The sequence below is a fragment of the Nodosilinea sp. AN01ver1 genome (genome assembly GCF_050565655.1).
Classification (GTDB): domain Bacteria; phylum Cyanobacteriota; class Cyanobacteriia; order Phormidesmidales; family Phormidesmidaceae; genus Nodosilinea.
Map to the genome: position 1 here is coordinate 90,840 of NZ_JBNXVS010000008.1, position 25,309 is coordinate 116,148.

Annotated in this window: 32 protein-coding genes and 1 riboswitch; of the genes, 19 read left to right on the forward strand and 13 right to left on the reverse strand. The window is 55.8% G+C overall.

Features of this window, described 5'->3' with window-relative positions; all coding sequences use genetic code 11:
* The first annotated feature begins 68 nt into the window (after positions 1-68).
* The 5 genes from ACQ4N7_RS09235 to ACQ4N7_RS09255 all read left to right on the forward strand — a co-directional run bounded on the left by ACQ4N7_RS09235 (position 69) and on the right by ACQ4N7_RS09255 (position 2,721).
* On the forward strand, positions 69-779 hold the full coding sequence (locus ACQ4N7_RS09235) for a pyridoxine 5'-phosphate synthase (RefSeq protein ID WP_430711317.1): 711 nt from the start codon (positions 69-71) through the stop codon (positions 777-779).
* A gap of 184 nt (positions 780-963) precedes the next feature.
* Positions 964-1,296, forward strand: a complete 333-nt coding sequence (locus ACQ4N7_RS09240; protein WP_430711318.1) for an MgPME-cyclase complex family protein — start codon at positions 964-966, stop codon at positions 1,294-1,296.
* A gap of 417 nt (positions 1,297-1,713) precedes the next feature.
* Positions 1,714-1,998, forward strand: coding sequence for a hypothetical protein (locus tag ACQ4N7_RS09245; protein ID WP_430711319.1), 285 nt, complete (start codon positions 1,714-1,716; stop codon positions 1,996-1,998).
* Between the two features lie 118 nt (positions 1,999-2,116).
* A complete protein-coding gene (locus ACQ4N7_RS09250; protein WP_430711320.1) occupies positions 2,117-2,338 on the forward strand; it encodes a hypothetical protein in 222 nt (73 codons plus the stop codon).
* A complete protein-coding gene (locus ACQ4N7_RS09255; RefSeq protein WP_430711321.1) occupies positions 2,335-2,721 on the forward strand; it encodes a type II toxin-antitoxin system VapC family toxin in 387 nt (128 codons plus the stop codon). Before ACQ4N7_RS09250 ends, ACQ4N7_RS09255 begins: the two co-directional genes overlap by 4 nt.
* A 26-nt stretch (positions 2,722-2,747) precedes the next feature.
* Here the strand turns inward: ACQ4N7_RS09255 and ACQ4N7_RS09260 are convergent, their stop codons facing one another.
* Positions 2,748-3,047: a hypothetical protein gene (locus ACQ4N7_RS09260; RefSeq protein WP_430711322.1), complete on the reverse strand. Its 300-nt coding sequence runs from the start codon at positions 3,045-3,047 to the stop codon at positions 2,748-2,750.
* A gap of 163 nt (positions 3,048-3,210) precedes the next feature.
* Between ACQ4N7_RS09260 and ACQ4N7_RS09265 the strand changes: the two genes are divergently transcribed.
* The gene (locus tag ACQ4N7_RS09265) at positions 3,211-4,836 is read left to right on the forward strand and encodes a GUN4 domain-containing protein (protein WP_430711323.1); all 1,626 of its coding nucleotides are present in this window, start codon (positions 3,211-3,213) and stop codon (positions 4,834-4,836) included.
* Positions 4,837-5,192: 356 nt separating this feature from the next.
* Here the strand turns inward: ACQ4N7_RS09265 and ACQ4N7_RS09270 are convergent, their stop codons facing one another.
* Together ACQ4N7_RS09270 and ACQ4N7_RS09275 are read right to left on the reverse strand one after the other, a co-directional pair.
* Positions 5,193-6,005 (reverse strand): hypothetical protein, encoded by an 813-nt coding sequence (locus ACQ4N7_RS09270; protein ID WP_430711324.1) that lies wholly within the window; start codon positions 6,003-6,005, stop codon positions 5,193-5,195.
* Positions 6,006-6,010: 5 nt separating this feature from the next.
* A complete protein-coding gene (locus ACQ4N7_RS09275; RefSeq protein ID WP_430711325.1) occupies positions 6,011-6,874 on the reverse strand; it encodes a DUF488 family protein in 864 nt (287 codons plus the stop codon).
* 102 nt (positions 6,875-6,976) lie between these two features.
* Between ACQ4N7_RS09275 and ACQ4N7_RS09280 the strand changes: the two genes are divergently transcribed.
* Together ACQ4N7_RS09280 and ACQ4N7_RS09285 are read left to right on the forward strand one after the other, a co-directional pair.
* Positions 6,977-7,246: a UPF0175 family protein gene (locus ACQ4N7_RS09280; RefSeq protein WP_430711326.1), complete on the forward strand. Its 270-nt coding sequence runs from the start codon at positions 6,977-6,979 to the stop codon at positions 7,244-7,246.
* 190 nt (positions 7,247-7,436) lie between these two features.
* The gene (locus tag ACQ4N7_RS09285) at positions 7,437-8,240 is read left to right on the forward strand and encodes a hypothetical protein (RefSeq protein ID WP_430711327.1); all 804 of its coding nucleotides are present in this window, start codon (positions 7,437-7,439) and stop codon (positions 8,238-8,240) included.
* A 187-nt stretch (positions 8,241-8,427) separates the two neighbouring features.
* Here the strand turns inward: ACQ4N7_RS09285 and ACQ4N7_RS09290 are convergent, their stop codons facing one another.
* The 3 genes from ACQ4N7_RS09290 to folD all read right to left on the reverse strand — a co-directional run bounded on the left by ACQ4N7_RS09290 (position 8,428) and on the right by folD (position 10,918).
* Positions 8,428-8,883, reverse strand: a complete 456-nt coding sequence (locus tag ACQ4N7_RS09290) for a divergent PAP2 family protein (protein WP_106868456.1) — start codon at positions 8,881-8,883, stop codon at positions 8,428-8,430.
* 141 nt (positions 8,884-9,024) lie between these two features.
* On the reverse strand, positions 9,025-9,954 hold the full coding sequence (gene crtE / locus ACQ4N7_RS09295) for a geranylgeranyl diphosphate synthase CrtE (RefSeq protein ID WP_430711328.1): 930 nt from the start codon (positions 9,952-9,954) through the stop codon (positions 9,025-9,027).
* Positions 9,955-10,057: 103 nt separating this feature from the next.
* The gene (gene folD, locus ACQ4N7_RS09300) at positions 10,058-10,918 is read right to left on the reverse strand and encodes a bifunctional methylenetetrahydrofolate dehydrogenase/methenyltetrahydrofolate cyclohydrolase FolD (protein ID WP_430711329.1); all 861 of its coding nucleotides are present in this window, start codon (positions 10,916-10,918) and stop codon (positions 10,058-10,060) included.
* Between the two features lie 222 nt (positions 10,919-11,140).
* Here folD and ACQ4N7_RS09305 point away from each other — a divergent pair, with 222 nt between their 5' ends.
* From ACQ4N7_RS09305 to nadB, 3 genes are all read left to right on the forward strand, one after another.
* Positions 11,141-11,587, forward strand: coding sequence for a hypothetical protein (locus ACQ4N7_RS09305; RefSeq protein WP_430711330.1), 447 nt, complete (start codon positions 11,141-11,143; stop codon positions 11,585-11,587).
* Positions 11,588-11,773: 186 nt separating this feature from the next.
* Positions 11,774-12,205, forward strand: a complete 432-nt coding sequence (psbU, locus tag ACQ4N7_RS09310; RefSeq protein ID WP_430711331.1) for a photosystem II complex extrinsic protein PsbU — start codon at positions 11,774-11,776, stop codon at positions 12,203-12,205.
* Between the two features lie 182 nt (positions 12,206-12,387).
* Positions 12,388-14,052 carry an L-aspartate oxidase gene (nadB, locus tag ACQ4N7_RS09315; protein ID WP_430711332.1) on the forward strand — a complete coding sequence of 555 codons (1,665 nt, stop codon included), beginning with the start codon at positions 12,388-12,390 and terminating at the stop codon, positions 14,050-14,052.
* A 244-nt stretch (positions 14,053-14,296) separates the two neighbouring features.
* Here nadB and ACQ4N7_RS09320 read toward each other — a convergent pair whose 3' ends face one another.
* Positions 14,297-14,848, reverse strand: coding sequence for a metal-binding protein (locus ACQ4N7_RS09320; RefSeq protein WP_430711333.1), 552 nt, complete (start codon positions 14,846-14,848; stop codon positions 14,297-14,299).
* 208 nt (positions 14,849-15,056) lie between these two features.
* Here ACQ4N7_RS09320 and ACQ4N7_RS09325 point away from each other — a divergent pair, with 208 nt between their 5' ends.
* Complete coding sequence (locus tag ACQ4N7_RS09325) at positions 15,057-16,292, forward strand: cysteine desulfurase-like protein (RefSeq protein WP_430711334.1); 1,236 nt, start codon at positions 15,057-15,059, stop codon at positions 16,290-16,292.
* 24 nt (positions 16,293-16,316) lie between these two features.
* Here ACQ4N7_RS09325 and ACQ4N7_RS09330 read toward each other — a convergent pair whose 3' ends face one another.
* Positions 16,317-16,520, reverse strand: a complete 204-nt coding sequence (locus ACQ4N7_RS09330; RefSeq protein ID WP_430711335.1) for a hypothetical protein — start codon at positions 16,518-16,520, stop codon at positions 16,317-16,319.
* Between the two features lie 160 nt (positions 16,521-16,680).
* Between ACQ4N7_RS09330 and ACQ4N7_RS09335 the strand changes: the two genes are divergently transcribed.
* The 3 genes from ACQ4N7_RS09335 to ACQ4N7_RS09345 are packed head-to-tail and all read left to right on the forward strand — an operon-like array spanning position 16,681 to position 17,385.
* Positions 16,681-16,920, forward strand: coding sequence for a helix-turn-helix domain-containing protein (locus ACQ4N7_RS09335; RefSeq protein WP_430711336.1), 240 nt, complete (start codon positions 16,681-16,683; stop codon positions 16,918-16,920).
* Positions 16,921-16,941: 21 nt separating this feature from the next.
* Complete coding sequence (locus tag ACQ4N7_RS09340; protein WP_430711337.1) at positions 16,942-17,127, forward strand: hypothetical protein; 186 nt, start codon at positions 16,942-16,944, stop codon at positions 17,125-17,127.
* A gap of 3 nt (positions 17,128-17,130) precedes the next feature.
* Positions 17,131-17,385, forward strand: coding sequence for a hypothetical protein (locus ACQ4N7_RS09345; protein WP_430711338.1), 255 nt, complete (start codon positions 17,131-17,133; stop codon positions 17,383-17,385).
* 20 nt (positions 17,386-17,405) lie between these two features.
* Here ACQ4N7_RS09345 and ACQ4N7_RS09350 read toward each other — a convergent pair whose 3' ends face one another.
* On the reverse strand, positions 17,406-18,311 hold the full coding sequence (locus ACQ4N7_RS09350) for a restriction endonuclease (RefSeq protein ID WP_430711339.1): 906 nt from the start codon (positions 18,309-18,311) through the stop codon (positions 17,406-17,408).
* Positions 18,312-18,385: 74 nt separating this feature from the next.
* Positions 18,386-18,607, reverse strand: a complete 222-nt coding sequence (locus tag ACQ4N7_RS09355) for a hypothetical protein (protein ID WP_430711340.1) — start codon at positions 18,605-18,607, stop codon at positions 18,386-18,388.
* A gap of 40 nt (positions 18,608-18,647) precedes the next feature.
* Between ACQ4N7_RS09355 and ACQ4N7_RS09360 the strand changes: the two genes are divergently transcribed.
* Positions 18,648-19,013, forward strand: coding sequence for a hypothetical protein (locus ACQ4N7_RS09360; protein WP_430711341.1), 366 nt, complete (start codon positions 18,648-18,650; stop codon positions 19,011-19,013).
* Positions 19,014-19,077: 64 nt separating this feature from the next.
* On the opposite strand, the gene ACQ4N7_RS09365 is transcribed toward ACQ4N7_RS09360, so the two are convergent.
* Positions 19,078-19,335, reverse strand: a complete 258-nt coding sequence (locus ACQ4N7_RS09365) for a chlororespiratory reduction protein 7 (protein ID WP_430711342.1) — start codon at positions 19,333-19,335, stop codon at positions 19,078-19,080.
* 310 nt (positions 19,336-19,645) lie between these two features.
* Between ACQ4N7_RS09365 and sir the strand changes: the two genes are divergently transcribed.
* Positions 19,646-21,583 carry a sulfite reductase, ferredoxin dependent gene (gene sir / locus ACQ4N7_RS09370; protein WP_430711343.1) on the forward strand — a complete coding sequence of 646 codons (1,938 nt, stop codon included), beginning with the start codon at positions 19,646-19,648 and terminating at the stop codon, positions 21,581-21,583.
* Positions 21,584-21,881: 298 nt separating this feature from the next.
* Positions 21,882-21,965, reverse strand: a riboswitch (Glutamine riboswitch).
* A gap of 330 nt (positions 21,966-22,295) precedes the next feature.
* A complete protein-coding gene (locus tag ACQ4N7_RS09375; RefSeq protein ID WP_430711344.1) occupies positions 22,296-22,475 on the forward strand; it encodes a hypothetical protein in 180 nt (59 codons plus the stop codon).
* Positions 22,476-22,625: 150 nt separating this feature from the next.
* Here the strand turns inward: ACQ4N7_RS09375 and ACQ4N7_RS09380 are convergent, their stop codons facing one another.
* Positions 22,626-23,543: a LysR family transcriptional regulator gene (locus tag ACQ4N7_RS09380; RefSeq protein WP_430711345.1), complete on the reverse strand. Its 918-nt coding sequence runs from the start codon at positions 23,541-23,543 to the stop codon at positions 22,626-22,628.
* Positions 23,544-23,776: 233 nt separating this feature from the next.
* Here ACQ4N7_RS09380 and ACQ4N7_RS09385 point away from each other — a divergent pair, with 233 nt between their 5' ends.
* Complete coding sequence (locus ACQ4N7_RS09385) at positions 23,777-24,301, forward strand: orange carotenoid protein N-terminal domain-containing protein (protein WP_430711346.1); 525 nt, start codon at positions 23,777-23,779, stop codon at positions 24,299-24,301.
* 285 nt (positions 24,302-24,586) lie between these two features.
* Here ACQ4N7_RS09385 and ACQ4N7_RS09390 read toward each other — a convergent pair whose 3' ends face one another.
* Positions 24,587-25,306 (reverse strand): lipase family protein, encoded by a 720-nt coding sequence (locus ACQ4N7_RS09390; protein WP_430711347.1) that lies wholly within the window; start codon positions 25,304-25,306, stop codon positions 24,587-24,589.
* Positions 25,307-25,309 lie beyond the last annotated feature (3 nt).

The window sequence follows — 25,309 nt, forward strand, 5'->3', positions numbered from 1 at the left end:
CTAGCCTAGGGCAAGCGCTTAGGATAGGATCGTATGCTGTAGATTCTGTCGTTGCTGGGAGCGATCGCTTGCCTACCCTGGGAGTCAACATCGACCACATTGCCACCGTTCGCCAGGCCCGCCGCACGGTAGAGCCTGACCCGGTAGCCGCTGCGGTGCTGGCTGAGCTAGCCGGTGCCGACGGCATTACCGTGCACCTGCGCGAAGACCGCCGCCACATGCAAGACCGCGACGTGCGCCTGCTGCGGCAGACCGTACGCACCCACCTCAACCTGGAGATGGCCGCCACCGACGAAATGGTGGCGATCGCCCTCGATATCAAGCCCGACTACGTCACCCTGGTGCCCGAGCGGCGCGAAGAGGTGACCACCGAGGGCGGGCTAGATGTGGCGGGCCAGGGCGATCGCCTGAAAGCTGTAGTCAGCACCCTGCAGGGGGCCGACATTCCGGTCAGTCTATTCATTGATGCAGCCGCCGATCAAATCGAAGCCTCGGCCCAGGTCGGAGCCCGGTTTATTGAGCTGCACACCGGCCCCTACGCCGAGGCCAAAGGGGAGCGCGATCGCGCCCAGGAACTCAACATTCTCGCCCAGGGCACGGCCCAGGCGATCGCCCTCGGCCTGCGGGTCAACTCCGGTCACGGCCTCACCTACTGGAACACCACCCCCGTTGCCCGCATCCCCGGTATGGAAGAACTCAACATCGGCCACAGCATCATCAGCCGCGCCGTGTTAGTCGGCCTGGAGCGCGCCGTCCGCGAGATGAAAGCGCTGATTTGAGAGATGGGGAGATGAGGGGATGAGGGGATGAGGAGAATATTGCCTGCATTTTCCTCATCATTTCAAACTCGCTAACCTTCCTCACCCACCTCACCTTCCTTACCTTCCTTACCTTCCTCATCTACCTCGCCTTCCTCACCCACCTCACCTTCCTCATCTTTCTACGACAAAGGAGATTCCCCCCATGACCACCTACTACTACGCCGTCGCCAGCCAAAAATTTCTGCTCGAAGAAGAACCCCTCGACGAATGCCTCAAGGAACGCCGCCGCTACTACCAGGAGCAGGAGCAGGAGGTGAATTTTTGGCTGGTCAAGTCTCCCGCTTTTCTGGAAGCGCCCGAGCTGGCCAGCGTCAAAGCAAGCTGCCCGCAGCCCTCGGTGGCTCTGGTTTCGACCAGCAAGCAGTTCATTACCTGGGTGAAGCTGCGGTTTGAGTACGTGGGCACAGGCGAGTTTGAGGCCCCCTCTGAGACGATTCCCGACCCGCTGGCCTCTCTAGATGCGGTCGCATCCTGACCTTGATCAAAGTCCTTAAATGGCCTGCATCGCTTCTGAGAAGCTGATTGACTGACAAAAGTTCAATGTAGGTTGGTGTTGAGCGAAGCGTAACCCAACCTACGGCTGTCTTGGCTGAACTCTCTGCAATGTTAAGGTTCAAGACGGTGATGCACTCTGTAGCAATTTTGACTTGCTTGGGCGATCGCAATGGGCTAAATTTCTGACTTAGAGCTGTCTGCGTGCAGCTCGGTTCCCAAAATTTGGTCGAACGCCACTGGAAGGTGTTGGAGCACCAACCAGTGGCTGACCCCTTCGACAGTACACGGCTGTCTCGGAGGCTGAGTATTATGTTACTCTGGCCGCTCCGATACGCTTATGTCTGGGAGCGGCCAAGTTTTGGGTTTCCTACCCATCCGTTTCTTGGAGGAAACCCCAATGTTGTGTTTGCCATATTTAGTAGCGCTAGCCCGGCGGGGCGAGGCGACGAACCCGCTGCTGCTTGCCAATGCTGAGGCCCAGCCCGGGCGCGAGCGGTTGCGCCATCTGGTGATTGGGTCGCCGGAGGGGGTGCGAGGGGCGATTAACCACCTGCATTTGCTGAGGTATGCGGAGCAGCGGGAGTGGAGCCGCCAGTTCACGATACCGGAGTCGGGGATTTTGATTACCCCGGAGCAGGGGGAGGTGTTTAGCTACCTGCTGCGCTACCGGCAGTTGGGTTGATCTAAGAGGGACCGGGTGCCTTCTAGCGGTAGCCAACAGCTTTCGCTAAAGATACTGGCACCCGGTCCCTAAACGCATCAGATATGCTAAAGATAGGCTTGCTTGGAGACGACAACCTATGACGCTGCAAGAGTTGATACAAGAGGCTCAACGATTGAGTTGGCAGGAGCAGTTTCATTTAGCCACACGTTTGTTGCAGTGGGCTGAGGCTAAGATGCAAGTTCAGACTGAAGAGTCGTCTCAAAAACAACGTCAGCCCGATCTGCATCCGGGGGCATTTGTTGTTGCAGAAGATTTTGATGACCCCTTGCCCGATAGCTTTTGGCTAGGCGAAGGATGAAGCTTTTGCTGGATACCCACACTTTTATTTGGTGGGATAGCCAATCGAGCCAAATTCCTGCGGGCACATTAAATTTACTGAAAAGCCCTGACAATGAGCTTTTACTCAGCCTCGTAAGCGCGTGGGAAATCCAAATCAAGTCGCATTTAGGAAAGCTTGATTTGAGAGAACCGTTACTGGATATCGTGCAACGGCAAGAAAGCCAGAATAGGGTGGTGATTCTCCCGATTACCCTTGGCCATATCATTGAGCTTGACCAGTTGCCCTGGCATCACAAAGACCCGTTTGATCGGCTTTTGATTGCCCAGAGTCGGATTGAATCAGTAATGCTGGTGTCTAAAGATACTAATTTTGATCAGTATGACTGCCAGAGGCTTTGGTAACGGACTGTCGTCGATGATAATGGATTTCAAGGTCTTGAAGCGTAGGCCACGTTTTTGAGCAGGGTGAGATCTTCGGCTAACTGTTGGAATAGGCGGTATTCTCCCATCCACTCGACGTATTCGAGGTCTTTACCCTCCAGGTCTTCAGCAGCAAAGCGCTGTGCAAACTCTGAGGAAGAGACCTGATAGCGATCTTCAAACTGCTTTAGTCGCTCCAGGGAGCGCTCGGTCCCTTTCTCCAGCCGCGAGATTTCCTTATCGATGGCGCTGCGAATGACGGCGACAGCTTTGGGGATATCTGCAGATTTAAGGATAATTTCTGTCATGGGCAGGCTACCTCGTCGCTGTTGGGCTGGTTCTATTATGGCTGGATCCGCCAGGTAGTTCTCCTCTACGCCCTTCCGCGCAACCTCTTTGGTGGTTCCTCCCCGTAAACATCTCTATAATTGGTGGAGAAAGAATCAGGCACTTTAAGCACTGGCGCTGATGATGGGTGAAGCGATTACGGTATTTTTCTCCTATTCCCATAAGGACGAAGCCCTGCGGGACGAGTTAGCCAATCACCTGACCATTCTGCGCCGAACCAACGATATTACTGACTGGTACGATCGCGACATTACGGCTGGGAAAGAATGGAGAAGCGCAATTTTAGGGCAGCTCACCCAGGCAGACATCATTTTGCTACTGATTAGCGCAGATTTTTTGGCTTCAGATTTCTGTTGGAATGTTGAGCTTCAGCAGGCCATTGAGCGCCACCGAAAAGGTGATGCAGTCGTCATTCCGATCATTCTGCGAGACGTAGATTGGAAGGGTGCCCCATTTGGGGAACTCCAGTCACTGCCTAAAAATGCTCAAGCAGTTACCACCTGGCCAACCACCGATGCCGCTTTCAAGGATGTTGCCATCGGCATTCGCAATGCCGTCCAAGAGTTAAAGCAGAAACGGGCGCAGGCAAAACAGAAAAACCTGAGTCAGTATGAAGAGACCTATCGTCAGGCCATTGAGCAATGCTATCCCCTGCCAGAGACTGTTCAATCTCAGCTCGATCGGTTACAGAATGACCTGGCTCTCTCTTCTCAGGATGTTGCTCCGATTAAGGCCAGGCTCAATAGCCAAATTGGTGAAGCTCACCAGCGGTTAGAAAAGTATCGTCAAGAAGTGCGCCATTGTCTGGAAAGTAACGGTGGTAAGATTACCCCCATCAGCCGCACCATTCTTGATGGGTTTAAAGGCAGCTATGGCCTTACTGATAATGAAGCCGCCGTCATTGAGCAAACCGAAATCGCTCCCTATGAGACAAAACGCCAAAACCTGGCCCAGTATGAATCAGTACTGAGGGCAACTCTACAGCAAGAAAACCCTCTTAGTCAGACTGCTAGCGACCAGATGAGTCGACTACAGATAGCCCTGGCTTTGAGTGACAGTGAAGTACAAACCATTGCAGAGGCCTTGGAACAAGAAGCCAAAGCCCAACGGCTAGCGCGAGAAAAAGAAGACCAGCAGCAGCGAGAAGAAGCTGAGCGCAAACGGCAAGCAGAAGCTAAAGCCCAACGCCAGTGGGAAGAGGCTGAACGCCAACGTCAAGAGAAACGTGCACGGCAAAAGCAAGATGACCTTAGCTCAGAAAGGTTTGGTGCTAGCTACTACGCCAAACTGCGCGATCTGCTAGCCGCTCAGAACTGGAAAGCCGCCGATAAGGAAACCGCCGACCGTATGTGCGAAGTGATGGGCCGACAAAAAGAAGGCTACCTACAAGTAAAGGATATCCAAGCGTTTCCCTGCCTTGATTTACTAAATATTGATCGCCTGTGGGTTAAATACAGCCACGGGAAGTTTGGCTTCAGCGTGCAAAAGAAAATTTGGGAAAGCTGTGGCAGCCCAACCAAATACAATCAAAACTGGGAAAAATTTGGAGATACAGTGGGCTGGAAAGATCCAAAGGGGTGGCCTGGTTGGAATGCCTGGTACCTATATAGCAATTACACTTTTGAGTATAAAAATACACAGAACGAGCATCTCCCAAGCCCAATATATTTGTGGAATGTTTGGTATTACGATTACAGATTGTGTGTAGAGTGGGGGTTGTTTTCTCTTCTCTTGCGTCCAGACTTGTAAGAGGATGTCTGAAAAGTCCTACTTCTTGTAGCAAAAGTGGAGATCCCCCTAAATCCCTCTTAAAAAGGGGGGGCAAAGTCCCCTTTTTATAAGGGGCAGGGGGGATCAGCAGGTGTCTAAAGCTACAACAGATCCCTTTTCAAACGCCCTCTAAAGTCTAAGCCATCATAAGCACTACAGCCGTTTCCAAACTTTCATTGCCAGGTTCAAGTCAACGCAAAAACAAGGGTTTCAGCTATTTCTCACCTGGCACCGAGGTTGTTCACAATTTCTACTTACTGTTGTCAAATGGCATACTCGCAATCTCCGGGTTCAGGGCATTAGTCAATATGGACCTTTGCACCTGAAATACATGCCTAAAATAGTGAACCTTGAATAAAATCCGGCTTTAACTGCTTAGGTGGCCAAAAAACACCCAACACGACCCAAGTATTGTAAGGAAACACTGTCCCCATAAAAAACAGCGTGTCTTTCTTATCGCTGCAAATCTCATCAAAAAACTTGCGCTTCACACTCAAAGCCGCCTGTTCTTCATCCCCTAATCGAGCCACTTCATTTAACCAAAGCACACCCAATTCCCAATCTTCAATCATGGCATTGTGCGGTCTGTGGCTGTCTTCGCACTCAAACACATAGCTAAACTTGTACGGTATTTTGCGCAGCGGCTTTTGCACCGGGCCAAATAGCGTCAGTTGGTCAAACAGATTTTGCCACTCCGGTTTCCACTCCGGTTCAGCAGGCTCAATTTTGAGATCCAGCACCCTCGTCGGTCGCACAATCCCCAGAGAAGTGCGTTCAGTTTTATGTAGCTCCCGCAGTTGCTTCACCGTATAAGTCGGCATCCGGTCAATGATTTCCCGCCGTTCCCGCCAACCATTCTTGGTCGGTAAAGGCTCCCCTAATACCTGCAAAGAGTCCAAAATTGGCTTTCTACTCTCTTTGCGGCGATCATTCTTGTCGCCACGCGGTAAAAGGTCAATCTCCACCCACTGATACTTACGAAACTGCTGATTTCTCGGTCGATACCGATAGTCAATGGGATACAGCCTGACCCATTCATCATTTTCAGTAATACCCGCCGTACAAACCAGTTCTTGATATCCTCGCGATGGATGAGGATAGGTCATCACCGTAATCAGAACTTTCGTTTTAATCGGGCGATCGCTCATGCCGCTTATCCGAGATGCTTAATTGGCAACTTCATCATGCCCTTCAAATGCTGAGCTAGCACAGTCCGGTGGCAGCATTCCGGATTTGCCTCCATACACACCAAAACACTTGGTTCAGACTTCAGGAATGATATTGCCTTTTGCAAGTCATCCCAGCGATCCGACAAACCACACCGATATTCCTTAAAAAGGGCAATATAGCTATTCATTGAGGACAAATCTGCTCGCGCTGAACCCGGAATCCCTAACCCAGGTAAATGCTGGTAATCAATATCAAGCGTATTGCATAACCGATTTAAAGTGCTTTTATGAAAACCATAGCGGCGAGAAATCGGGTTGTAGCGAACATCAATTAACCTGCGAATGCCCGATTGCATCAGCAGGTTCAAAAACCCATCAACTGTTTTACCTTCATAACCAGCAGTGTAAATCGCCAGGTCAGCAACGGGACGTTGCTCTCGGCGTTGTCCCGGCAAATCACTGTTAACCGTAAACCAAGGATAGTTGGCATAAACCGTATTGATTAAAGCAGAGCCGGAAAAACTGCCGTACTGCTGAGTGACAGCCGTAATATCTTGAGCGATCGTCTTGGGTAGCTTAACTTCCTGCTCTTTGCCTACAGTCGTCAACTGCCAAACCTTATCAGCTGTCTTTTCCATAAAGCCATTGCGAACCAATGTATCCGTTTCGCGGTTCAGGGTAAACGAGTAAGGGCCATAACGATATGGGATGAACTGGTAGAAAGTCTTACCGCCACGAGACTGCGTTTCCTGTCCCAGTAGAAATGCCCACTTCATTAATTGCAGAGTAGTTGCTTGTCCCCCTACCTGCTGAAGAATTTCAAGTAACGCTTTCTGACGGTGCAGCACCTGTTATCCCTGGCTTAGTTCTTTTGTATTATAGTTGCCGTGTCGCATTAAATTGCTAAGTTTATCTCATTTCTTAGCAGTTAACCTGTTGCTCATCAAGGCATGCAACTCTCTATCCCCGAATCCATCATTCAATCCATTCGCCTGCCCGAGGGCCGCATCGAAGCCGAGCTACTCAAAGGGCTGGCCCTTGCCCTCTATGCTCAAGAACTCCTTCCCTTCGGCAAAGCCCGCGAGCTAGCCAACCTGGACCACTGGCAATTCAGCCAACTTTTAGGCGATGGCCGAAGGCCGGTCTTTGACCATCGCAACATCCCCCGACACTACTCCGAAACCGAACTCGCAGAAGACCTCGACTATGCCCGTCGTTAGTAACACCTCACCCCTGCTCAGCTTTTGCAAGAGAGTGGCGAACTGGATTGACCTTTTTCCGAACCCTACGTTATACGCTGACGCAGCGGGCCAAAATGCGATCAAAACCTAGAATCTCTGCACTGCGATCGCTGCTTTAGGCTAGAATCGCTGGCAGACTTTGGCACTAACGAAAGCAATGGTAAAGGGTTTGACACGGAGCAACGGATCGCGGGTACGGCTTTTGCAGCGGCTGGGTTTCAGGTCGGGGGCCGTGGCCCTGGGTGTGATGCTAGCCCCCGCGCTGGGGTTCTGGAACCCGGTAAAAGCCCAGTTCCCGCCCTGTCCGCCGCCCTCCGCCAACGAGTACCTGCTGCTGGTGCGTAGCAACACCGAGGCCGAGCGCGATCGCGTGCAAGACCTGCTGCCCTCCAACAGCACCGTTCTGGTCTGCGACTACCTCAACGACACGGTCGTGCGGGCAGGCGGCTTCACCAATCTCGAAAACGCCAACGCCTGGGCTCAGTACATGACCGAGGTCGAAGGCTTCCAGGCCTTTGTCGCCCGACCGGCCAGCACCGCCGCTCAGCCTACCCCGCCCGCCAGCGGCACCCCAACCAGCGAAACGCCAGCTAACGAGACCCCGGCCAGCGAGACTGCAGCCAGCGAGACCCCCGCTGCGGGCACCCCCGGCAATAGCAGCCCCGCTAGCGGCACGACCGTTGCCTCAGCACCAACCGCCTACGCGCCTCAGCCCTTGGGCACAGGCTTTGCGGTGCTGGTCGACTATCAGTACCAGCCCGAATCGGCGATCGCCATTCAGCGCAAAGTAGGTCAAGCCGTGGGGCTCGCGGTACACCGCCAGCGCTCCTACCTGCTAATTGCCCACAGCCCCGATGTCGAAGGCGCGGCCTCGACCCTGTCGGTACTCACCAGCCTGAACATTCCCGGCTTCATCGTCGATAGCCAGGACGTGGTGATGCTGACCCCAGCGGTGGCGCTCACGGCTCAGTGAGAGCTACACCAGCTCCGATTGGGTGAACCCCGATTTAAAGCAGAGATCTCGTAGGGGCATTGCAGTGCAATGCCCCTACAAACCGGGGGTATGCAGGCAGGACTTGGTGTCAAACCTTTGGTTTAAACAGATATCCCAAGGGCAAACAACCGTTTGTCCCTACAGGTATGAATTCAATCAGATTGGCTCAATACGCCGGAGCGGCCAGGTAGGAGATCATTACGCCTAAAATCGACCCGGCAATCACCTGAAACGGGGTGTGGCCCAGCAGTTCTTTGAGGCGATCTTCGCGCAGCTCGGGCTTTTCCTGAAACAGCTCGTCGATAATCTGGTTGAGCACCTTGGCCTGCTTGCCCGCCGCCTGGCGCACCCCTGCCGCGTCGTACATGACAATAATTGAAAAGACTGAGGTAGCGGCAAACAGCGGGCTTGACCAGCCCAGGGTTTGACCAATGCCGCAGGCCAGCGCCGTCACCAGAGCGGAGTGGGCGCTGGGCATACCCCCGGTGCCCACCATCACCCGCAGGTTGAGCTTGCGGTGGCGCACCAGCTCAATAAAGGCTTTGAGCACCTGAGCCGTAAAGCAGGCAATCAGCGCCACAATCAGCACGTGGTTGTTGAGAATATCGCTAATACTGTCCATCGGCTCCAACAACCCTAGGGCGTGTCATCATTTTTGGCTACAATCCTTATCCTATCAGCGTTGCCACGTCCGACCTCAAAATTAAACCAGGGGCTGTAACGGCTAATTTTTGGGCCATCAGCCATTTGTTGATGACAGCCCCTAGTAAGTGCGTGCAACAATGTAATCTGCGATCGCCAGCAGGGGCAGGCGCAGGTCGCCAAATCCGGCCAGACTTTCCTTCGCGGCTTCAATCAGCTGATTGGCCTGGCGGCGCGATTCGTCCAGTCCCCAGAGGCTAGGGTAGGTGACCTTCTGGGCGGTAATGTCTTTGCCCGCCGACTTGCCCAGGGTTTCGGAGGTAGCGGTGATGTCGAGAATATCATCGACAATTTGAAAGGCCAGACCAATGCGCTGGGCGTACTGGCGCAGATGCTCGACATCCTCATCGCTGGCCCCGGCCAGCATAGCCCCCGACGTGACCGAGATTTCGAGCAGCGCTGCCGTCTTGTGGTTGTGAATGTAGGTGAGGGTTTCTAAGGAAACATTGGGATTGCCCTCGCTGGCCAGATCGACAATTTGCCCCCCCACCAAGCCTTCGCCGCCCACCGCTTTACCCAGTCCGGCAATCACGCGCAGCATTTGCTCGGGGGCGGCCCCTCGGGTTTGGGTCGCCACGTGCTCGAAAGCGTAGGACAGCAGACCGTCTCCGGCCAAAATGGCCACATCTTCGCCGTAGACCTTGTGGTTGGTGAGGCGGCCCCGGCGGTAGTCATCGTTATCCATGGCGGGTAGATCGTCGTGGATTAGCGACATGGTGTGGATCATCTCCAGGGCGCAGGCGGTAGGCATGGCCATCTCGACGGTGCCGCCAGCCAACTCACAGCTGGCCAAACAGAGAATGGGCCGCAGCCGCTTGCCCCCGGCCAGCAGCGAGTAGCGCATGGCTTCGTAGAGTGTTTCGGGGTAGCGCATGGCCAGGGCCTGGTCAAGGGCGAGTTCTACCCGCTGACGCTGCTCTGCCAGGTAGGCCTCCAGATCAAACTGGCCGGCAGGTGACGGTTTGGAATCGAGGGAGTTGGTTGGCACCATAGCAGCAACAGGCAGGTTGAGAATAGATGAATAAAAAAGTCGAACTGAGATCGGTTTGAGTGAGATTGTCTGCTTGAATGACCTTCTACTTTTAATGGCAGGTCTAGAGGCGGCTGCGGTAGCTGGTGACGGTGTTTTCGAGCAGCATGGCCACGGTCATGGGGCCAACGCCACCGGGCACCGGGGTAATGGCTCCCGCCACCGGCTGCACCGAGGCATAGTCTACGTCACCCACCAGGCGGGCTGTTCCGTCGGGCTGCTCAACCCGATTGATGCCCACATCAATGACCACGCTGTCGGGTTTGACATCGGCAGCCGTAATCATACCGGGGCGGCCCACCGCCGCCACTAGAATATCAGCTTGCCGCATCAGCGCGGGCAAATCGACGGTGTGAGAATGGGCCAGGGTAACGGTGGCGTTGGCCTCGATCAGCATTAGGGCCATCGGCTTGCCCACCAAAATGCTGCGGCCCACGACCAGGGCGTTGGCCCCCACCAGGTTGATATTGGCTGACTCCAGCAGGCGCATGACGCCGTAGGGGGTGCAGCTGCGCAGGCCCGGTTCACCTCGCACCAGCCGCCCCAGGTTAATGGGGTGCAGGCCGTCGGCGTCTTTGTCGGGGTCGATGGTGTTGAGCAGGGCGACGGCATCGAGATGCTCAGGCAGGGGCAGCTGCACCAGAATGCCGTCAACGTTGGGGTCGGCATTGAGCTGCTGCAGCAGGGCGGCTACCTCGGCCTGGGTGGCGGTGGCGGGCAGGTGTTTGCCGTAGGAGGCAATGCCGACCCGGCTGCAGGCCCGCTCTTTGTTGCGCACGTAGGCGGCACTGGCGGGGTTGTCGCCCACCATGACCACGGCCAGCCCCGGGGGACGGTAGCCCTGCTCAGTCAGGGCGTGAATCTCCTGCGCTAGCTGGGTTTGAATTTGATTGGCGAGGGCTTTGCCGTCGAGCAATAGGGTCATGGCCGGGGTGCGCTAACCTGTATCTCGGATATCTCAAACAGAGGGGTATCGGTGCCTCGCAGCCAAATCTGGCAAAGCCGAGGATTCCGACGCTTTCCAGTGTCTCAGATTTTGCTCCTCTGTTGCGCCCTTCTGTTGCGCTTCTTACGGGTGCGCTTTAGGGCTGTTCGAGGCGATCAACGCGCCGCTACGGGCTGCAATCTCACTCCTATGGCAGGTTCAATGACTTACCTAAAGCGCCGTTTTACCCGCTGGGTCACTCGCTACAGCATGGTTGGAGGCGGAGTTAGCCTAGCTCTGGTGGCCATGACTAGCTGCGGGGCCAGCCTCGATGCAGCGGTGGGCTACGGGCTGCGCGATCGCCTCAGCACCTGGCCTGGCCTGGCCTGGCTCGACCCCATTACCCCCATTGCTGAGGTCAGCCAAACCCAGCCGTCTACGGTGTACTTAGCGGGCACGGTAGAGCGGCAGCTGCCCCTGGTGGGCCAGGGACTCTACGAACTGGTGGATGAGACGGGGGCGATTTGGGTGCTGAGCAGCGAGGCCCCGCCCGCGGTCGGTACCGCGATCGCCATTCGGGCCAGCCTTCAGTACGAACAGATTTTGCTGCAGGGCCAGGACATCGGTCAGCACTATGCCGAAGAACTAGAGCGCCTGCCCCAGGAATAGCACTAGGAGTAGCACCTGAAAAGCTTTTTGAAACGGGGGCCTTCTGAAACGGGGGCCCTCTGCAACGGGGAAATTCTGTCGAATCGCCCAATGGCGTTCTTTCCCCGTTGCAGGGGCATGGAAAATGGTAGTCTCTTAGAAATGCTGTGTATAGACATTCACACTGGTAGGAGAGGATTAGGGTAAATGAAACAACTGGTTGGCCTACTCGTTGCGCTGGCAGTGCTGTTGGGTTGGGTAAGTAGCCCGGCTGTGGCGCAGCCTATCTCTGGGGCAGACCTCTTTAGCGCCCCCCTTGAGGCCATGGCCTGGCTGGCAGAAGCCCCACCGCAAAATGCGGTCGATGCCAAATTAAAAACCGAGTACGGCGCTAAGCTCGACCTGAACAACGCCAACGTGCAGGGCTTTAGAAAGTTTCCGGGCCTGTACCCCACTCTGGCACGTAAAATTCTGCTCAATGCGCCCTACGACAGCGTAGACGACGTTCTAGATCTGCCTGGCCTGAGCGAGCAGCAGCTCGACATTCTGAAGGCAAATCTCGACAATTTTACGGTCACTGTGCCTGATTCCGCTTTTGTAGAAGGCGGCGATCGCTTTAACAACGGCGTTTATAAGTAAGCAGCGGGTCATAGGTCTGCTCACGCCCACTGGCCCTGGCTGGTTAAGTTGACCCTGGTGGTCAACGATGACTGGCCGGGGCCTTTAGATATTTACCCGTTATTTACCCGTTAATATTTGCCCGTTTAGTCAAGTCTCTAGATACCCTTCAACGCACCATCAACCCCAGTTGGGAGCCGCCCTTGACCAAGCCTGATTTAGCCTCAGCCCAGAGCAACCGCTTTGACGTATTGGTGATTGGGGGAGGGGCCGCTGGACTGTACGCCGCGCTGTCGATTCCTCCCCAGTGGCGAATTGGGCTGGTGACCAAAGATACCCTGTCCATTTCGGCCAGCGATTGGGCCCAGGGCGGCATTGCCGCCGCGATCGGGGCTGACGATGCGGTGTCGCTGCACGTGGCCGATACCCTGGTGGCCGGAGCCGGGCTGTGCGACCCCAAAGCCGTAGAGCACCTGGCTAGCCATGCCTCTGAATGTATTGAGCGCCTGGTCAATTTAGGCGTGGCCTTCGATCGCAGCGACGGGCAGCTGGCCATGACCCTGGAGGCGGCCCACTCGCGCCGTCGCGTGCTGCACGCTGCCGATACCACTGGCCGAGCGATCGTGTCGATACTGGCGGAGGCGGTGCTGAAGCAGCCCAATATCACCGTCTTTGAGCAGGCCTTTGCCCTCGACCTGTGGCTAGAGGCCGGGCGGTGTCGGGGCGCTTTGGTGGTGCATAACCGGCAGTTGCGCTGGCTGTCGGCCCAGGCCACGGTGCTGGCCACGGGCGGCGGCGGCCAGGTCTACGCCCAAACCACTAACCCCGCCGCCAGCACGGGCGATGGCGTCGCGATGGCCTGGCGGGCGGGGGCGCAGCTGCGCGATTTGGAGTTTGTGCAGTTTCACCCCACATCGCTGGCCCAGCCGGGGGCACCGCCCTTTTTGATCAGCGAGGCGGTGCGCGGCGAGGGAGCCCACCTGGTCGATAACGACGGCTACCGCTTTGCCTTTGACTACCACCCCGACGGCGAACTGGCCCCCCGCGATGTGGTTAGTCGGGCGATTTTTCACCACCTGCAAAAGACAGGCGATCGCCAGGTATGGCTCGATCTGCGCCCGATTCCGCGCGATCGCGTGCAGTATCGCTTTCCCAATATTTTGCAGGTGTGCCGCCACTGGGGCTGCGACCCGCTGAGCGAGCCGGTGCCCGTCGCCCCCGCCGCCCACTACTGGATGGGGGGCATCACCACCGACATCCACAGCCAAACCTCGATTGCGGGCCTCTACGCGGTGGGCGAAAACGCCAGCACGGGAGTACACGGAGCCAACCGCTTGGCCAGCAATTCGCTGCTGGAGTGCCTGGTCTACGGCGCTGAGCTGGCCCACCTGCCGCTGGAGTTAGCCGCCGCCCCAGATTCACCAGAGCCGGCAGCGTTAGACCTGGACTGGTCAGCGCCCCTGGCAGGTGCCTGGGCCAGCGTAGAAAAGCAGCGGCAGCGGCTGACCCAGCTAATGTGGGATGCCGCCGCCATTAGCCGCAGCCAGAGCGGGCTTGAGGATGCGATCGCCACCATCCGCCAGTGGCGCACCGAGTGGCAACAGCACCCATTGCAGGCGCTGCACCATCTGCCCACGGACACCGTCTACGCTCTCCCCGAAGCGCTAGACTGGCCGCTGGTACGGGCCTGGGGCGAGCTGCACAACCTGCACGACATCGCCTGGCTCATTCTCAACAGCGCCGCCTTTCGCACCGAAAGCCGGGGCGGCCACTTTCGCCAAGACTACCCCCACACCAGCGATGACTGGCAGGTGCATACCGTGGTAAAGGGCGATCGCTGGGCCAAATCCCCGGCCATTCAACCCTAGCCGTGCAGCAATTTTGAATTTTGGATTGTGGAAGGGTGAAATCCTTAGACGGTGGATTGCGGCCAGGCCCAGGTTAACGGCTCTCCCCAAGGGATTTTATGGATTGGTGCATTACGGCCCGGCCCAGGTTAACGGCTTTTCCCAAGGGATTTTGCAGCCTAATGCACCCTACGAAACTAATTTTGAACTTTGAACTTTCCCCCTCATCCACCCACTCACCTAACCCACCCACTCACCTACCCACCTACCTCCTCCGCGACGATCGCCGCTTCAACCTGGGCTTGCCCTGCGCTTTACCTCGCTTACGCCTGGTGGCTGACGAGAGCCAATCGGTGACATAGTGACTGAGGGCACCCAGCTCTAACCCAATTACCAGGGCCAGCCACCAGGGCCAGTAGGTCACCAGCGCCCAATTTAGCCCATCTATCAGGTCGCCCCAGCTCAGGGCCGTGCGCTGGGAGCGGTTGAGAAAATCGACCAGAATCAGGCCGCCCAAACTGAGCCAGAGCGACAGGTACAGCACTCGCACCACGGTGCCGATAATTGGCCCGTGCGACCAGTGCGATCGGTGGCGGATTTTGCCCCGGTAGGGCAGCCAGATCCACCGCAGCCAGCCCCAGCGCTTGTACTGCACCGAGTGAATATCGAGGTCGGGGCCGAGCATCCAGCCGCCCAGCATAAACCCCAGGCAGACTGTCGCCGTGAGCCAGCCGCTGAGGGTGACGCGCAGAGCGACCAAGACCACCAGCGGTAAGGCCCAGAGGGTAATGCGATCGTGGGTGCGGCCTGAAGACATGGCACAGATGTACCAGGGTTTGGGCCTGCTGACAAGCGGTGCTGACCCAGGCTGGCGCTTTTTTAACGCGATTTGATGGAGCAAAGCAGGCTGGCACAGCTGACATTCACTACAATCAGCTCTAAGCAGGTGGTTTTGACCAAGCTCCTGATCAAACAACGCATGTCTCTCGCCGTTACGCTGTTCTCCTCAGCCCGCCACTGCCCCTATGCTGACCCAGTCGCCCACCCTGAAGCTCGATTTTGTTCGCCAATACTTTCCGTCGCTAGCGAAGGATTGGGTCTTTTTTGACAACGCGGGCGGCTCGCAGATTCTCAAACCCGTCGTCGATCGCATCACCGAGTTCCTCTACGAATCCAACGTGCAGCTGGGGGCCTCCTACGCGGTGTCGCAGCTGGCCACCGAGCGGGTGGCGGCGGGAGGTAAGGCGATGGCCAGGTTTATCAACGCGGCTGATCCTGCGGAGGTCATTCTTGGCCCCAGCACCTCGGCGCTGCTGCGAATGCTGGCCCAGTGCTTTCGGCCCACGCTGGAGCCGGGTGATGAGATCATTGTCACCAACGCCGACCACGAGGCCAACATTAGCCCCTGGACGGAGCTAGAGCGCGACGGCATTGTGGTCAAAACCTGGCGGGTAAACCCCACCACCTTTGAGCTGGAGCTGGCTGATCTGGAGGCGTTGCTAACGCCGCGCACCCGGCTGGTGGCGGTAACCCACACGTCGAATGTGCTGGGCAGCATTAATCCGGTGCGGGCGATCGCTGACCTGGTCCACGCCCAGGGCGCGCTGCTGTGTGTTGACGGGGTGGCCTTTGCCCCCCACCGCCGCGTCGATGTGCAGGCGCTGGATGTCGATTTCTACACGTTTAGTCTTTACAAGGTCTACGGCCCTCACCAGGCGCTGCTCTACGGCAAAAAAGAGCTGCTGCTGGCGCTGCCGGGCTACAACCACTACTTTATCGACGACACGGCGATTCCCTACAAGTTTCAGCCGGGGGGCAGCAGCTACGAGCTGAGCTACAGCCTGACGGCGATCCCTGAGTATTTTGAGGCGCTGGCTCAGCACCACGGCCTTGCCAGCGGTGAAAACCCGATCGATCGCGCCTTTGACCTGATTCAAGCCCACGAGGGAGACCTGAACCAGCGGCTGCTGTCTTTTCTGCACAGTCGGCCCAAGGTGAAAATTATTGGTCGCGACACGGCTGATCCGACTCAGCGTGTGTCCACCATTTCGTTTGTGGTGGAGGGCCTCAGCAGCGACCAGGTTCCGCCTTATTTAGATGCTCACAAGATTGGCATTCGCTACGGGCATTTCTACGCCCTGCGGCTAATCGAAGATTTGGGGCTGCTGCCCAACCAGGGCGTGGTGCGGGTCAGCATGGTGCACTACAACACGCTGGAGGAATGCGATCGCCTGATCGAGCAGCTACAGAAGGTGCTGTAGTGGCATGGCCGCTAAAACCGGCAGCTAGCGCTCCTGCTGCACCCACCGGGTGAGCACTCGCATGAGCCTGCCTGAGCTGTGGGGCATGGCAATGCTCCACTCGCTGACGTGGGCAAAGCCCCGCAGATGCAGCGTTTGTACAATCGTCTCGATACCCTGAGCGCTGCCGATCACCATCAGCTGCACAGGCTCACGACTTTCGACAGGCGCATCGGTGGATTGTGGCATAGCAGCAAGAAAAGCAGAGTGGCGAAGGTGGGAAGTTGCGTTGGCAAGTGAACGGTTAACGTGTGGCATGGCGAAATAGTGTTGACATATTGGCAGCATAAGCGAATGCTGACGTTTTGGCAACATAGACGCGCCTAGCCCCCTCTGCCAAAATTTGGGCATGGGAAGGGCAGGCAGCGCACTACGGCAGGTTTTGGAGACCTACGGCATTAGCCAAAACAAGCTGGCGGTGACGATGGGCACCGATCGCGCCAACGTGAACCGCTGGGTAAAAGAACTTCGCGACCCAGCCGGTGACGTGATTTTTGAAATCAAGGAAGCTTTGAGGCAACTCAATCCAGAAGCCGCTTATGAGTTTGTGCGGTTGTATTTAGGTGATACCTCAGAGAATTCACTATGATTAAGATGTCTCCGTAGAGCTATGGGAAAAAAGAATCACCGAAAAACGATTAGAAGTTTGCAGAGACGTATTGAAGAGCATTTAGAGAAAATTGAGCTTGAACGTCAAAAAGATTTCCCGGATTTAGGTCTTATACGTCATTGGGAAGTGGAAATCGCAGCCTTTGAGAAGGGAGTTCAGCAAGCCACAAAGCGGTTAAACAGGTGAAACATGCAGCTAGGAACACGCGCTTTAGCAATTCAAGATAAAACTCTCAAAGCCTTGATTCGAGAATTGGGTGATGAATGTGGTCGAGTGTTGGAACTCGTTCACCAGCTTCAACTTCCGGGACTACAGGATAGCCAGAAAGCTGATATTTTAGCTGAGCTAGTTTCTTCAGCCATTCATCTGAGCAGTCATTGTGGTGAAGATTTTCAAAATCTTTTATCAAATGAGCTGGAGCAACTTTCTAGCGATGAGATATAAGAACAAGGTAGGTTTCTTCGTTATTCTGTAAAATAATCAAAGTCTATTTTCTTGAGTTCATAGACTTTTCGGGTGTTCACTCCTACGCCAAACTCAATCATGTACTGAGCCAAAGCCTGCCCATCTACAAGAATGATTTTGCTTTCGATCCGAGAAGCAAAATCCCTGGCTTCGGCAGTAAAAGAAGAGGATGTTATGAAAATTCCTTTTCTAGCTCTAAAACCTTGCAAAGCGCCTGCAAATTTTTGAATCTCAGGTCGACCAACAGGGTTTTCCCATCGCTTAGCCTGAACATAAATAATGTCCAAACCTAAACGATCTTCATTGATAATGCCATCAATTCCACCATCACCACTGCGACCAACGGTTTTGCCAGCATCTTGACGAGTTCCGCCGTAACCCATGCTGACCAGCACATCAACTACAAGTGTCTCAAAAAAACTAGGAGAACAACTCTTGATATTTTCTAAAAGCTCAGTCGCTAGATCTTGAGCTAATCCTTGAATAATAGTCTCTAGGTTTTCTTCTGGAGTTTTTTCTAGAACAGTGCTATCTAAATTTTCTACTTCTGATTTATCTCGTTTGCCTTTCTTAAATTTGATAAAATCAGGAAATTGCTCTAAGAACTGAACATTAATGTTAGACGGTTGCTTTTGAAGAACTGACTTGCCAACAGGAGTAATTTGGAAATATCCTCGGCGAGTTGACTGCAAAAGTCCAGCTTTTTTTAAATAAGTCCTTGCCCATCCAACTCTGTTGTCGAAAGTAGCCTGGCGACCGCTTGGTAACATTTCTTGCCGCTCTTCATCATTAAGTCTGAAGTGCTGAGCAAGTTTCTCAATGGCTTCTCTCAATGAATACTCTTGCCCATCAGCAGCCATCTGTAAAAGCGGAAGCATTATGGATTGATAATCAGGTATAAGCACAGAAAATATTAATGTGGAAAGCTTCTGCCTCTGTTCGTTCTCTATACTACTTGCTTGGCAAGCTTGTATAGCTACTATTTTGTTGGCAAATATCTGGGCTGCCCAGCCGAGAAAACAGCCTCAGCGCTGAGCACCAGTTTTGGAAACAGCGCAGATTTGAGCGTTTCCCCCGCCCTAAACAAGCTCACCTGGTACTCACCCTCGACCAGCGTATAGACCGAAATTGTAGGCTGCTTGGGGCGACCGATGTAGCGGGTGCCGCCTAGCCCTAAAGCCGACGTATCGCGCTCACTCAACTCTTCCTATAATAGTTTTAAGCGCTTATACCGCTTCACTATGACCACCGTAGCCATTCTCTCTAGCCGTGATGAAAGTGGCCATCGCATGTATCGGGCCATCTCTGGCGACAAGCAATCGGTGGGCAAAACCGCTGGCGAAGCCCTCGACGCGCTTACTGCTGAGCTAGCCGAAGATCTTCCGGCGATGCTGCTTATTCAAAGCGTGGGGCCAGATCGCTTTTTTGGTGCCGCTCAACAGCAGCGCTTAGCTGAGCTAATGGAGCTTTGGCACAGTGCTAACGATCAAGGGCTGACTCTAGCCTACGACCTACAAAACGAGCTGGATAGCTTGGTCGCCGCCGAACTTAGAGCGGCCACCGCCCGATCTGCCGAAATGTTGAGTCAGATCAATCGTGAATCCTAACTATGCTTTAGTTGCAGCTAGGGCTGGGCATAGGTGCGAGTACTGCTGTGCTGTGCCCTGTCGGTCACTTTTCCAAGCGCACCACGTACCACTGCATGGCTTCGCCGGGGGATAGATCTAGTTCGCAGGCGGTGTCGCGCAGGTGCTGGGCTTGCTCGGTTACGGTGCCAAAACGCTGGAGATCGCGGGGCAGGTCTTGCTGGCGATCGCGCAGAATCCCCTCTAGCCGCTCTAGCAACTCCTGGGGGGTGAGAAATTCCTCCGCTGCGCCGGGCATTAGCACGACGAACATCTCTTCCTGGTACATCATGGCGTCGGGCATGGGACAAAACCTTTAAAGAAATCTAGTTTGATCGTAAACGCCCTGGCTCCTTTTACAGTCTTTGGGGTACGTTAGGAAGTGCCTTGGCATCCCCCCACATGGCATAGGGGTAATCACTCTTAATACTGTGAATTTCCGTAGGCAGACTAGCCGATCTTTTGGATCCAGTGGTAGGATGAGAGGGGTATTCACCGAAATCCCGACCGACTTACCGGAGAATTGGTGAATTGACCCTGTCCACGCTTTAGGGAACAGCCGCTGAGGCGGTGTCGTTGCCTGAGGTTTTTGTCTACGGTTATTCGCTGCCGCTATGGTTCAGACTCCGATTAAATCTACGCCTGCTTCCTCTGCCCCTGGGCCGACTCCCTCTAAGGTAGAAGTCCTCAAAGAAAACAGCCGCTTTTTGCGCGAGCCCGTGGCCAGCGAGCTGCTGCAAGACACCAATCACTTTTCTGAATCGGCAATTCAAATTCTCAAGTTTCACGGCTCTTACCAGCAAGACAACCGCGACAACCGCGCTAAGGGCCAGGAAAAGGACTATCAAATGATGCTGCGGACCCGCAACCCCGGCGGGTACCTGTCGCCAGAGCTATATCTCACCCTCGATCGCCTGTCAGATGAGTACGGCAACGGCACCCTGAGGGCCACCACGCGCCAGGGCATGCAGCTGCACGGGGTGCTGAAGAAAAATCTGAAGGCCACCATCGGCGCGATCGTGCGCAGCCTGGGGTCTACCCTGGGGGCCTGCGGCGACCTCAACCGCAACGTCATGGCCCCGCCCGCCCCCTACAAAAATCGGCCTGAGTACCAGCTGGCTCAAGAATACGCCAACAATATCGCCGACCTGCTGCGGCCCCAAACCGAGGCCTACTACGAAATCTGGCTGGATGGTGAGAAGTTTCTGTCGGCTGAGGAGCACCCCGACGTGGTGGCCGCCCGCCAGCGCAACGGCAACGGCACCATCGTTCACAACAGCGAAGAGCCGATCTACGGCACCTACTACATGCCGCGCAAGTTTAAGTGCGCGGTGACGGTGCCCGGCGACAACTCTATCGATGCCTACACCCACGATGTCACCCTGGTGGTGATCACCGACAAGGTGGGGCAGCTGAAAGGCTTCAACGTGCTGGCCGGGGGTGGCCTGGGCCGCACCCACAACAAAGAAGAAACCTTTGCCCGCGTCGCCGACGAAATTGGCTATGTGGATAAAGCTGATGTTTACGACCTGATGAAGGCGATCGTGGCCACGCAGCGCGACTACGGCGATCGCCACAACCGCCGCCACGCCCGCATGAAGTATTTGATCAACGACTGGGGCGTAGAGCGCTTTCGCCAGCAGGTGGAGACCTACCTGGGCAAGCCGCTGAAGCCCTTTAAAAAGCTGCCCAAGTGGACCTTCTACGACTACCTGGGCTGGCACGAGCAGGGGGATGGCAACTGGTTTGTGGGCGTACCCGTCGAAAATGGCCGCATTCTCGATCGCCAGGGGCTTCAGCTCAAAACGGCGCTGAGGGAAATTGTGCAGCGCTTTAACCTGCCCATGCTGGTGACCCCCAACCAGAGCGTGCTGTTCTACGACGTCAAGCCCGCCGACAAAGACGAGATTCAGGCCATTCTCACTCGCCACGGCGTGGTCAAAGAAAACGAGCTCGACCCCCTGGTGCGCTACGCGATGGCCTGCCCGGCCCTGCCCCTGTGCGGCCTGGCGGTGACCGAGAGTGAGCGAATTATGCCCACGGTGCTGGGTCGCCTGCGGGGGATACTAACCAAGCTGGGCCTACAGGACGAGCACTTTGTGGTGCGCATGACCGGCTGCCCCAACGGCTGCGCTCGCCCCTACATGGCTGAGCTGGGTTTTGTAGGTAGCGCCCCAGAGTCGTACCAGGTGTGGCTGGGGGGCTCGCCCAACCAGACTCGGCTGGCCCGCCCCTACCTGGAGCGCCTGCACGACAACGACATCGAGACCACGCTGGAGCCGCTGTTTGTGTTCTTCCGCGACGGGCGCAAGAAGGGTGAGAGCTTTGGCGATTTCTGCGATCGCGTTGGCTTTGAGGCCCTGCGCCAGTTTTCGGCCACCTACAACTCCGACCAGTACCAGCCCCGCCACACCAAAGAAGGGCGACACCGGCTGAGCATCTCCCACGACCTGTTTATGACCCTGCAGGCTACCGCTGACAAAGAGGGACGGCCCATGGCCCAGGTGATGGCCGATGCCCTGGCTGTGTACCTGCAACAGCCGGGTCGCTAGACTGTCGCAAAAAAACTGATGCAAAAGGGGGATGGATCAAACGATCCATCCCCCTTTTTTAGGGTTAAACGCAAAAGGGGTCGGGTGCCTGAGGTTGTCAGCCAGTTTTGCTGACACACCCCAACAGGCACCCGACCCCTGAATTCATTAACCTACAGGATTGCTGCGATTGGGCAGTACCCACAGCAGCATGGGGCAAACAACCACCGTCATCACGGTGACAGCGGCAATAATTTCGAGTCCGGCAACAAGAGCAGTATCCATAATCAGGTTCGCCTCCCAGGGCAAAAGTGGTTGAGGCGCGTTCCTTCGAGAGGTATTCTCTACTTCCGTCCTGTTCAGTTTCGGTAGCGTTCTTTAGGGGTCGAACAGGATGAACGACATCTTTTCTGTGTTTACTATTACAGTTTAACGTATTTTTCTGGGGGTAACAACGTTTGTATAATTCTGCAATAGTTGGGGCTAAATTTAAGTGCGATCGCCTCCGTTGCGACAAGACCCTGCCGATTGCAAAACCTATCTATATTGGTGGTTTTGCGTCTCTGCGCTGAGCGCGATCGAAGGCATTTTGGTCAAGTTTCAGCAGCTTCTATTAAAGCTGCTCATGGTGAGATGAAAGCTACTTTTTGTAGTCTATGACGCGCTTTTCTACTATTAAGAAGTGGCAAGTGGCCAACCCCTTCTATCGAGCTTTTGCTCCTGGAGATCTACCATGACCTTGATTAAAGCCTGGACAGCTCAAAAACTAGCTCAGCTGGGTCTTTGGCTGGCGGGTGCTTTTGGTCTTAGCGCTAGTATTCCTCAAACTGCTGCCAGCAGCGACACCTGGACTCCCGATACCCTGACCAATTTTGGCTTAGAAATGAGCAAAGGGTTTGGTAACGGGCTGTAGGTTAGCCACGCTTCAACTCAATCCTTCGACCAGACACGGCCCCTGCTGTTTTAACCAACGGCAGGGCTTTTTTTGCTGTGGGCATCCAGAACCTGCAAGTTCATAACTCTAACGGTTAGCTGTTTCGTCCCTCCTGGGCAGGCGGCAAGCTCAAGCGGGTTTGGCTAAAGGAGCCGTCTGGGTAGCGATGGCCATAGAGCTGCCCAGGGTTTTGAGCACGTCTAGGAAGGCGTAGATGGCCGGGGTATGCAGGCCGTTGCCCAGCACGGCGGCCCCAATGATTCGCACCAGGGGTTCGGGCAGATCAAACACCTGCACCCGCTCTGGAATAGGTTCGGCGGCCAGGCGGGGCAGAATGGTGGCCCCCAGCCCTTGAGCCACCAGGTTGACGATGGTGGTGTCGGTTTCGACCTCTGAGACCACGTTGAGGCTGTAGCCGTGGGCCTGCACATGGTCGTAGACGTCGCGCATCATGATGCGATCGGCGGGGGGCATAATCAGCGGGTGCTGGGCGACCTCGGCCCAGGTGATCTGCGGCCCGGCAGCCTTAAAGGCGGGGGGGAACAGGGCTACGTAGGCGTTTTCGAGCACCTCCCAGGTGTCGAGGTCATCGGCGGCGGGCAGCAGGGTAAAGCCAATGTCGGCCCGGCCCTCACGCAGGGCTTTTTCGACCTGGAGGTAGTTGTCGTGCTCGCTGAGGTTGACGGCAATGTTGGGGTGGTGCTGCTTAAACTGGGCGATCGCAGCGGGCAGCAGGTGAATGGCAATGCTGCGAAAGGAGGCGATCCGCACCTGTCCCCCCTGCAGACCTCGGGCCAGCTCGGCCTCGCGGGCGATCGCCTCGGCCTGCTGCAAAATAGTGCGGGCGTGATTGACAATGCGATCGCCCACCGGAGTCAGCCGCGCCCCGTGCCGCCCCCGCGAAAACAGCACCACCCCCAGGTGATCTTCCAGCGTTGAAATGCTGTGGCTCACCGCCGACTGCGACATGTCGAGGTTAAGGGCGGCCTCGCTAAAGGTTTCCGTCTCAGCTACGGCGACTAAAATTCGCAGCTGAGACAATTTCATCTGATTTTGATGGTTATCTCGCATTCTTGCCCATAGCCTGCGATCGGCACACTGCATACAGCTCCTAAGAGCCTACAGCAGGTGGGCCGCTAAAACCGCTCACAGGCGACATCCGATCGCCACTCGGTTTTGGCCATGCTCTCTACCGACTGACTACCCCCATGTCCCTCGCTGTAAAGATGCCGCCGCCGCGATCAGCGTTTTAGAGTGAAGCGTTGACATTGGATAGCTTTATGGCTTCTGAAACACGCACAACTGAAATTAATCAGAAATCGACCAACGACCTGTTTCAGCGCTACAGTGCGCTGTCCGTAGATGACAAGCTGGCGTTGCTCTACTACATCTACGAGGCAATGGGCGATTCTATCACCCCGGCCGCGCCCGAAGCCGCCGATCCTGAGCTGGCCGAGCCGTTGGTCAAAGGGCTATTCGACCTTTCAGAAGATGAGCAGCTAGAGGCTATGCGCAGCGTGGTGCGCAGAGAGCACAGCGATACGTCGGAGCGCTACGGCGGCCTCAGCGCCAACAACCAGCTGCTAGTGTGGTACGGCTGGGCCCAGGCCATGGGCAAACAAATTGTCGGCATGCCCAGCGACTACCAGGCCGAAGGCCCCGTGAGCGAAATTCTCTCTGCCATCAAGGGCATGGAGTTTCAGTCGCAGATTTCGCTACTGCGCGAAGCCGCCACCGAGATGGGCTTTAGCAACGTCACCGCGCCCCCTCCGCTATCCGAAACGGGCACGACCGACAGCCTCTAGGGCTGCCGCTCTAAAGAATCATCTTTTCAAACCCCGATAGCCCCCAGCATCCTTATCACGGGATGCTGGGGGCTATTAATCTATCTGATTTGCCCTGGCTAACCCCGGCTGGGCTGGGCAAACGCCGTAAAGCCTCTGGCTTGGCTACGCCTATGCCCCTACGCAAACCGCCGGTTTGGAATCGGGGTTTATGCGATTCAGACTGGGTCTGAAGTACCAGAACCACCGCCAGAACTCGGTAAATCACGAACAAGACGCGGCGGCGGTGAAGCGACGTTACCTGGCTCAGTCCTTGGCTTCGGCCTCTAGCCCGGCGATGTAGGCCTCGATGGAGTGGTCGCTAAAGCGCCGGCTCAGCACCTGCCAGGTCCAGCGAGAGCCGAGCTGAATCGCTTTTTCTACATGGTCAAAGCCCTGCCAGGTGCGAGGAATGCGGGTGACAATATCCCAGCCGTAGATGAAGCGATAGCTGTTGGAAATGCGGCCATTGTAGGACTCAACCATGGCTCGGTTGCCCACTCGCGGAGCCCCAAACGTATAGACCGCAAAGCTAAGGTCGCGCTTTTTGCCCAGGTTGTACTGGATATCGAGGGCGGCGATGGTGGCCAGGGCGCCCCCCAAACTATGGCCCGTGACGACGACGTGCTGGCCCTCAAATTTGTCCATCGCCTCCAGCAGCGACTTGCGCACGGCGAAATAGGCCGACATAAACCCCTGGTGAAACTTCACCTCGGTATTGCCGTCGCTATAGGGATAAATCTGCTGGCGAAACTGAAAGTTGTTGATCCAGTCGACGGATTTGTCAGAGCCCCGAAAGACTATAAAGAGGCGATCGCTGTTGAGCTCATTTAAAATCGCCACCTGGGTATCGGTAAACCCGTTGTCCTGACTTTCGACAAACACTGGATCGATGTCGGGATAGGCCGAAAACCGCAGGCCGGAAAAATCGCGGTAGATCTCCTGGCACAGGCGGGCGCATTTGAGGGCAAGGGCATAATCTACCATTGA

Bases quoted from the DNA above. Each gene is read 5' to 3' on its own strand.
- ACQ4N7_RS09320 (WP_430711333.1), bottom strand. From the start codon at position 14,848: ATGTCTTCAGGCCGCACCCACGATCGCATTACCCTCTGGGCCTTACCG.
- ACQ4N7_RS09305 (WP_430711330.1), top strand. From the start codon at position 11,141: ATGACTTACCTAAAGCGCCGTTTTACCCGCTGGGTCACTCGCTACAGC.
- ACQ4N7_RS09240 (WP_430711318.1), top strand. From the start codon at position 964: ATGACCACCTACTACTACGCCGTCGCCAGCCAAAAATTTCTGCTCGAA.
- ACQ4N7_RS09260 (WP_430711322.1), bottom strand. From the start codon at position 3,047: ATGACAGAAATTATCCTTAAATCTGCAGATATCCCCAAAGCTGTCGCC.
- folD (WP_430711329.1), bottom strand. From the start codon at position 10,918: ATGACCCTATTGCTCGACGGCAAAGCCCTCGCCAATCAAATTCAAACC.
- sir (WP_430711343.1), top strand. From the start codon at position 19,646: ATGGTTCAGACTCCGATTAAATCTACGCCTGCTTCCTCTGCCCCTGGG.
- ACQ4N7_RS09325 (WP_430711334.1), top strand. From the start codon at position 15,057: ATGCTGACCCAGTCGCCCACCCTGAAGCTCGATTTTGTTCGCCAATAC.
- ACQ4N7_RS09360 (WP_430711341.1), top strand. From the start codon at position 18,648: ATGACCACCGTAGCCATTCTCTCTAGCCGTGATGAAAGTGGCCATCGC.
- ACQ4N7_RS09250 (WP_430711320.1), top strand. From the start codon at position 2,117: ATGACGCTGCAAGAGTTGATACAAGAGGCTCAACGATTGAGTTGGCAG.
- crtE (WP_430711328.1), bottom strand. From the start codon at position 9,954: ATGGTGCCAACCAACTCCCTCGATTCCAAACCGTCACCTGCCGGCCAG.
- ACQ4N7_RS09255 (WP_430711321.1), top strand. From the start codon at position 2,335: ATGAAGCTTTTGCTGGATACCCACACTTTTATTTGGTGGGATAGCCAA.
- ACQ4N7_RS09245 (WP_430711319.1), top strand. From the start codon at position 1,714: ATGTTGTGTTTGCCATATTTAGTAGCGCTAGCCCGGCGGGGCGAGGCG.
- ACQ4N7_RS09335 (WP_430711336.1), top strand. From the start codon at position 16,681: ATGGGAAGGGCAGGCAGCGCACTACGGCAGGTTTTGGAGACCTACGGC.
- ACQ4N7_RS09330 (WP_430711335.1), bottom strand. From the start codon at position 16,520: ATGCCACAATCCACCGATGCGCCTGTCGAAAGTCGTGAGCCTGTGCAG.
- ACQ4N7_RS09365 (WP_430711342.1), bottom strand. From the start codon at position 19,335: ATGCCCGACGCCATGATGTACCAGGAAGAGATGTTCGTCGTGCTAATG.
- ACQ4N7_RS09280 (WP_430711326.1), top strand. From the start codon at position 6,977: ATGCAACTCTCTATCCCCGAATCCATCATTCAATCCATTCGCCTGCCC.
- ACQ4N7_RS09345 (WP_430711338.1), top strand. From the start codon at position 17,131: ATGCAGCTAGGAACACGCGCTTTAGCAATTCAAGATAAAACTCTCAAA.
- ACQ4N7_RS09385 (WP_430711346.1), top strand. From the start codon at position 23,777: ATGGCTTCTGAAACACGCACAACTGAAATTAATCAGAAATCGACCAAC.
- ACQ4N7_RS09265 (WP_430711323.1), top strand. From the start codon at position 3,211: ATGGGTGAAGCGATTACGGTATTTTTCTCCTATTCCCATAAGGACGAA.
- ACQ4N7_RS09340 (WP_430711337.1), top strand. From the start codon at position 16,942: ATGGGAAAAAAGAATCACCGAAAAACGATTAGAAGTTTGCAGAGACGT.
- psbU (WP_430711331.1), top strand. From the start codon at position 11,774: ATGAAACAACTGGTTGGCCTACTCGTTGCGCTGGCAGTGCTGTTGGGT.
- ACQ4N7_RS09390 (WP_430711347.1), bottom strand. From the start codon at position 25,306: ATGGTAGATTATGCCCTTGCCCTCAAATGCGCCCGCCTGTGCCAGGAG.
- ACQ4N7_RS09270 (WP_430711324.1), bottom strand. From the start codon at position 6,005: ATGAGCGATCGCCCGATTAAAACGAAAGTTCTGATTACGGTGATGACC.
- ACQ4N7_RS09380 (WP_430711345.1), bottom strand. From the start codon at position 23,543: ATGAAATTGTCTCAGCTGCGAATTTTAGTCGCCGTAGCTGAGACGGAA.
- ACQ4N7_RS09290 (WP_106868456.1), bottom strand. From the start codon at position 8,883: ATGGACAGTATTAGCGATATTCTCAACAACCACGTGCTGATTGTGGCG.
- ACQ4N7_RS09375 (WP_430711344.1), top strand. From the start codon at position 22,296: ATGACCTTGATTAAAGCCTGGACAGCTCAAAAACTAGCTCAGCTGGGT.